Genomic DNA, 268 nt, shown 5'->3' on the forward strand with positions numbered 1-268 from the left:
ACCCCCTGGCTCGGCCTGCTCCTGCTCGCCCGCGCCCTCGGCCCCGAGCCCGAGCTGTGGCGCGCCTTCGCCGAGTTACGGCTGCGCCACCCCGAGCACCACCACGGTCACCACCTGATCGTCGCCGCCCTGGCCGAACGGCCCGGCACCGCCCGCCCCGAGTCCCACGAGGCGTACGACCTGGCCGAGCGCGCCGCCGCCCAGGCCCCGGCCGACTCCCCGCTCGCCGTCCTGCCGGTCGTCGCCCACACCGAGCGCCACCGCCACC

The 268-nt window shown here is 78.7% G+C and carries 1 pseudogene; it reads left to right on the forward strand.

From position 1 onward, the window contains the following. Positions 1–268 (forward strand): annotated as a pseudogene (locus tag GTW40_RS09795) (hypothetical protein); the annotation flags it as partial.

The organism is Streptomyces sp. SID4985, from assembly GCF_009863025.1.
Lineage (GTDB): Bacteria > Actinomycetota > Actinomycetes > Streptomycetales > Streptomycetaceae > Streptomyces.